Origin of the sequence: Geosporobacter subterraneus DSM 17957 (assembly GCF_900142145.1) — a bacterium.
GTDB lineage: Bacteria > Bacillota > Clostridia > Peptostreptococcales > Thermotaleaceae > Geosporobacter > Geosporobacter subterraneus.
Window position 1 is genome coordinate 1 of the sequence record NZ_FQZV01000091.1, and the last position, 5,921, is coordinate 5,921.

The window sequence follows — 5,921 nt, forward strand, 5'->3', positions numbered from 1 at the left end:
AAAAGAGAGCTGATAGTCGACAGGAATATATACCAGGAGGGCGCAAAGACGACCCGGCAAAGGAGCATAGTCGACATCCACCTCACGGATAGGCAGGACGAAGGAATTTAGGCTACGAGCCAGCGAGACATGGGAGGGTATGCCACCTGAGATTATGTGGAGAAACAGAGCCGTCATAAACTGAAGAAAGGACGCAGTTTATTAAAGCTACCCATTTTTCGATAATCTTAGGCAATAAAGCATCATAATGCTAAATATCCGTGAAAAGTTCTCTTTTTAAAAAGTGAAATTCTAAGAATTAGTGAGAAATACAGAGAAATTTAAAGATAATAGAGGGAGGACTTGCATTGAGAATATTAATTACCAACGATGATGGAATTTTTGCAGAAGGGTTGTTAAAGCTGGCTTGCAGTCTTGAGAAGATCGCTGAGGTATTCATTGTTGCCCCTGATCGTCAGCGGAGTGCAACTGGCCATGCTATCACCATGCATGAACCTATTCGTGCATCTAAGGTTAAATTATTGGACAGGGATTTTGAAGCTTGGTCTGTTTCAGGAACACCTACAGATTGTGTGAAGCTCGGAATAGAAGTTCTGCTTCCTGAACCTCCCGACTTAGTTTTTTCAGGAATTAACAGCGGAGCCAATTTGGGAACTGATGTCTTATATTCGGGAACGGTTTCAGCGGCTATCGAAGGTGCCATTCTAGGATTTCCTTCTGTAGCCATGTCATTGGCAGATCACTCCCAATTAGATTATAGCTATGCTGCGGCATTTAGTATTCCTTTGGCAAAAAAAGTGATAGAGAAAAAACTCCCTCCTGACACATTGCTCAATGTCAATGTTCCCAATTGTAGGAAAGAGCAACTTCAAGGGGTGAGGATTACTACCCTTGGCGTGCGCAAATATAAGAATTCCTTTATTGAAAGAATCGATCCAAGAGGACAGGCCTATTATTGGCTTGGCGGTGAAATTATAGATGAAGATCATCAGGAAGAGACAGACCTTTACTGTATAAAAAATAACATGATATCCATAACACCCATTCATTTTGATCTGACTAAGTTTAACCTTATTCGTGAATTGGAAACCTGGGATTTCCACATTTAGCAGATACCTTGAATACGGTATACAACATGATTGCATACTTCCATATGCTAAAACATGAATTATTTTATTCGCGTATGTAAAATGAAAGAAAAATTGCATCATAATGATTGTATTAATAAAATATGAAATAAAAATTGCATTTTTGATTTTTATTTGTTATTATTAAGACAAGAAAAATATCTGCTGATGAAGGGAGTTATAATCGTGTCTAAAGGTAAAGAAAACCTCAAATTAAAAGTAAAAAAGGAATGGTGTAAGGGCTGTAGTATATGTGTTGAGTTTTGTCCTAAAAAAGTTCTTGCTATTAAAGGCGATAAGGTAGAAATCACTGACATAGAAAAGTGCATCAAATGCGGATTGTGTGAATTACGTTGTCCTGATTTTGCAATCTACTTAGGAGGTATGGATGATGAAGAAAAATAATGTAAAGTTTATGCAAGGTAACGAAGCCTGTGTAGCGGGTGCAATTGCAGCCGGAATGAAATTTTATGCAGGTTATCCGATCACTCCTTCCACAGAAATTGCTGAAGTATCGGCTCAATTGCTTCCAAAGGTTGGCGGCAAGTTCATTCAGATGGAAGATGAAATAGCTGGAATGGCGGCAGCGATCGGTGGGTCTTTAGCTGGATTAAAGTCAATGACAGCAACCAGTGGACCTGGATTTTCTCTTAAGCAAGAAAATATAGGCTATGCAGCAATCGCAGAAATCCCATGTGTAATCGTAGATGTTCAAAGAGGCGGTCCAAGTACTGGTCTTCCTACAGCTCCATCCCAAGGGGATATTATGCAGGCGAAGTGGGGTACCCATGGAGATCATCCTGTGATCGCACTATCTCCATCTTCTGTTCGAGAAACCTTTGATCTGACAGTTCGATGTTTTAACCTGGCTGAAAAATACAGAACACCGGTAATGCTCATGCTGGATGAAGTGGTAGGCCATATGCGTGAAAAAATTGTAATTCCGGATGCAAGCGAAATTGAAGTCATTGATAGAATAAAACCTGAGCCGGGAGATTCGAACTATCAGCCTTATAAAGTTAAAGAGGGACAAATCGTACCAGCAATGGCGGCTTACGGGGATGGTTTCAGATTCCATGTAACCGGCCTGATTCATGACGAAAGCGGTTTCCCCAGCAATAGCCATGAGGTTGCTGATAAACTGATGACAAGGCTAATGAAAAAAGTAGAGGATAATCTTGATGACATTATTGCCTTTGAAGAGAATCATATAGAGGATGCAGAGGTTGTTGTACTTTCATACGGCGGTACTGCAAGATCTGCAAAAAGTGCAATGAAGAAAGCCCGTGAAATGGGGTTAAAGGTTGGCATGTTTAGACCGATTACCATCTGGCCTTTCCCTGAAAAGAGAGTAGCCGAAATTGCTAAGAATGTTAAAGCGATCATCGTTGCTGAGATGAATTATGGGCAATTGGTTCTAGAAGTTGAGCGCGTGGTAAAAAATGCGGCACCGATTTATCATGTAGGTAAGATCAATGGTGAAGTGATCACTCCTGATGAAATCCTAGCTAAGATTAAGGAGGTTTTATAAAGTGTCAAGTCAATTAATCAATCAATATTATCGTGCTGAAAAGCTTCCTCATATTTGGTGTCCAGGTTGTGGACACGGTATCATTACAAGAGCAGTTAGCCAAGCAATTCATAACATGGGCTTAGATAAAGACAAGGTTTGCATCGTTTCAGGAATCGGCTGTTCCTCCAGAGCACCAGGATATATGGACTTTAACACCCTTCATACAACCCACGGACGGGCACTGGCTTTTGCAACCGGTGTAAAAATGGCAAGACCAGAGCTTGAAGTAATCGTAATCTCTGGAGATGGGGATGCAGCCGCCATTGGCGGAAATCACCTGATTCATGCAGCAAGAAGAAATATTAATATTACTACTATAGTTTTCAATAATAATATTTATGGTATGACAGGGGGACAATACTCTCCAACAACACCAACTGGAGATCTTGCAACTACAGCACCCTTTGGTAATATCGACAAAAGCTTTGATATCGCTAACCTTGCTGCAGCAGCGGGTGCTACCTACGCAGCCAGAGCAACGGCTTATCACGTGCCACAGTTGACAAAGTATATCGAAAACGGCATCAAGAATAAGGGCTTCTCTTTAGTGGAAGCTATCAGCGTTTGCCCAACCTACTACGGCAGAAAAAATAAAAAAGGTACAGTAGTTGATCAAATGAATTGGTTAAAGGATGCAGCTGTTGATGTTAAAGCAGCACAAAAGCTTACTCCTGAACAAATGGAAGGTAAGTTCCTAATCGGCGAGTTTAAAAACGTTACAGAGCCTGAATATACGCAAGAATATCAAAAAATACTGGATAGATTTAAAAAGGAGAGATAATATGTCTAAACAAGTTGAAATAAGATTAACTGGTTCAGGGGGTCAAGGTCTTATACTAGGAGGTATCATTATGGCCGAGGCAGCTTTATTAGACGGAAAAAATGCTATCCAGTCTCAGTCCTATGGCCCGGAAGCAAGAGGTGGAGCCAGTAAGGCGGAGGTAATCATTAGCGAGCATGAAATTGATTTTCCAAAAGTTGAAGTGCCAGATCTTCTTTTAGCCTTGACTCAAGTAGCAGCTGAAAAATATGCAGATGATATTAAGTCAGATGGTATTCTATTAGTAGATTCGTCTGTTTCCTTACCTGAGGGAATTGTGGCTGGAAAAATTATTCAAATTCCTATATTGCAAACTGCTGCTGAAGTAATTGGAAAGCCAATGGTTGCAAATATTATTGCTATAGGCGCTATCCAGCAAATATTAAATATTGTCAGCAAAGAATCTTTAGAATCTGCAGTTTTAAACAGAGTACCTAAAGGAACGGAAGAATTAAATCGTCGTGCCTTGGCAGAAGGTTATAGATTGGTTGAAAAATATTAACAATCCTAAGTGAGGTATCACCATGAATGATGAGCAAAAAGATTTAATAAGAACCATTCAGAAAGTTTATCCAAGGTTGAGTAAGGGCCAAAAACTAATTGCCGAATTTATTTCCAACAACTATGATAAAGCTGCTTTTATGACAGCTTCTAAATTAGGTAACAAGGTAGGCGTCAGTGAATCTACCGTGGTTCGATTTGCCAACACCTTAGGCTATGATGGTTATCCGAAGCTGCAAAGGGAACTTCAGGAACTGATTAAAACGAAGCTAACCACAGTCCAACGCTTAGAAATGTCTAAGGATTATTCTAGTGAAAGTGCTGTCCTTAAGAAAGTACTAAAGGCAGATATGGATAATATTCGCGCAACCATTGAGGAAATTGATGCAGAGGTTTTCCAGAAAGTAGTTAACAGTATTTTTGATGCCAAAAGAATCTATATTTTAGGCTTGAGAAGTTCTACAACCTTAGCAGAATATCTTGGTTTTTATCTGAATCTTATACATGATAATGTAAAGGTGGTTACCTCTGGGGTTAGCGATATTTTTGAACAAATGATTCGGGTAGGTAAAGAGGATTTGGTGATCGGAATCAGTTTTCCAAGATATTCTACCAATACACTGAATGCATTAAAGTACACAAAAGAACAGGGAGCTTTGGTGGTGGGCATAACGGACAGTCAGGTTTCCCCAATCGCTTCCATAGCAGATTACACACTGACTGCCCGTAGCCATATGGCAACCTTCGTAGATTCCTTAGTTGCACCGCTGAGTTTAATAAATGCATTAGTGGTAGCTGTTGGTATGCGAGAGAAAGACGAAATCACTAGTACCTTTGATGCCCTTGAAAAAATGTGGGAGAAACATAATATCTACAACAGTAAAAAATAAACCTCCCAAATTTATTTCAGTTATCTGGAAATATGTTAGCATATTTCTGATATATTAATTTTACAGGAGGTCATAAGAAATGGCTGAAAAAACGTTAAATCCTTTTGAGATTGCCCAGCATCAAGTAAAAGTAGCATGTGACAAATTGGGTGCAGATCCGGCAGTATATGAAATTCTAAAGAACCCATTAAGAACCTTAGAAGTGTCCATTCCGGTAAGAATGGATGATGGCAGCATCAAAACCTTCATTGGCTTCAGAGCACAACACAACGATGCGCCTGGACCAACTAAGGGAGGTATTCGTTTCCACCATGATGTATCCAGAGATGAAGTAAAAGCATTGTCTACATGGATGACATTCAAGTGCAACGTAATCGGATTGCCATACGGTGGCGGTAAGGGCGGAATCATCGTAGACCCGGCAACACTATCTAAAGGAGAATTAGAAAGACTGTCCAGAGGATACATAACAGCGATTGCTCCAATCGTTGGGGACAGAAAAGATATTCCGGCACCAGACGTAAATACAAACGGACAAATCATGTCCTGGATGGTAGATGAGTTTAGCAAATTAAGAGGATACAATGAGCCTGGTGTTATCACAGGAAAGCCGGTAGACTTCGGCGGATCCTTAGCAAGAACAGAAGCAACAGGGTACGGCGTAGCCATCATGGCAAGAGACGCAGCAAAGAAAATCGGATTAAACCTAAATGGTGCAACTGTAGCAATCCAAGGTTTTGGTAATGTAGGAAGCTATGCAGCATTATACATCACAAAGATGGGTGCAAAGGTTATCGCAGTATCTGACTCCAGTGCATGTATCGTAAACGAAAATGGATTAGATGTAAAAGCATTAATGGAATATACAGCGAAAAACAGACATGTGAAGGGCTTCCCGGGAGCAACAAAAGAAATCGACAGAAACGAAGTATTGACAATGGATGTAGATATGTTATTCCCATGTGCCTTAGAAAACCAAATTACATCTAAGAATGTAGGAGACATCAAAG

General features: G+C 40.2%; 7 protein-coding genes. All 7 read left to right on the top strand.

Translation table 11 applies throughout. The annotated features are described in order from the left end of the window. Positions 1 to 347: 347 nt before the first annotated feature. Positions 348 to 1,109: a 5'/3'-nucleotidase SurE gene (gene surE / locus BUB56_RS18795; protein WP_110942782.1), complete on the top strand. Its 762-nt coding sequence runs from the start codon at positions 348 to 350 to the stop codon at positions 1,107 to 1,109. A 204-nt stretch (positions 1,110 to 1,313) separates the two neighbouring features. Beyond that, positions 1,314 to 1,532, top strand: coding sequence for a 4Fe-4S binding protein (locus BUB56_RS18800; protein WP_278319523.1), 219 nt, complete (start codon positions 1,314 to 1,316; stop codon positions 1,530 to 1,532). Further along, on the top strand, positions 1,519 to 2,658 hold the full coding sequence (locus tag BUB56_RS18805) for a 2-oxoacid:acceptor oxidoreductase subunit alpha (protein ID WP_110942784.1): 1,140 nt from the start codon (positions 1,519 to 1,521) through the stop codon (positions 2,656 to 2,658). The genes BUB56_RS18800 and BUB56_RS18805 overlap by 14 nt, the downstream gene beginning before the upstream one ends. Position 2,659: 1 nt before the next feature. Next, positions 2,660 to 3,481 carry a 2-oxoacid:ferredoxin oxidoreductase subunit beta gene (locus BUB56_RS18810; RefSeq protein ID WP_110942785.1) on the top strand — a complete coding sequence of 274 codons (822 nt, stop codon included), beginning with the start codon at positions 2,660 to 2,662 and terminating at the stop codon, positions 3,479 to 3,481. Between the two features lies 1 nt (position 3,482). Then, entirely contained in the window at positions 3,483 to 4,022 is a 540-nt protein-coding gene (locus tag BUB56_RS18815) for a 2-oxoacid:acceptor oxidoreductase family protein (protein WP_110942786.1), read from the top strand. A gap of 22 nt (positions 4,023 to 4,044) precedes the next feature. Continuing rightward, on the top strand, positions 4,045 to 4,911 hold the full coding sequence (locus BUB56_RS18820) for a MurR/RpiR family transcriptional regulator (RefSeq protein ID WP_110942787.1): 867 nt from the start codon (positions 4,045 to 4,047) through the stop codon (positions 4,909 to 4,911). A gap of 79 nt (positions 4,912 to 4,990) precedes the next feature. Next, positions 4,991 to 5,921 (top strand): Glu/Leu/Phe/Val family dehydrogenase (locus BUB56_RS18825; protein ID WP_110939624.1); only part of this gene is annotated, 931 nt, incomplete at its 3' end.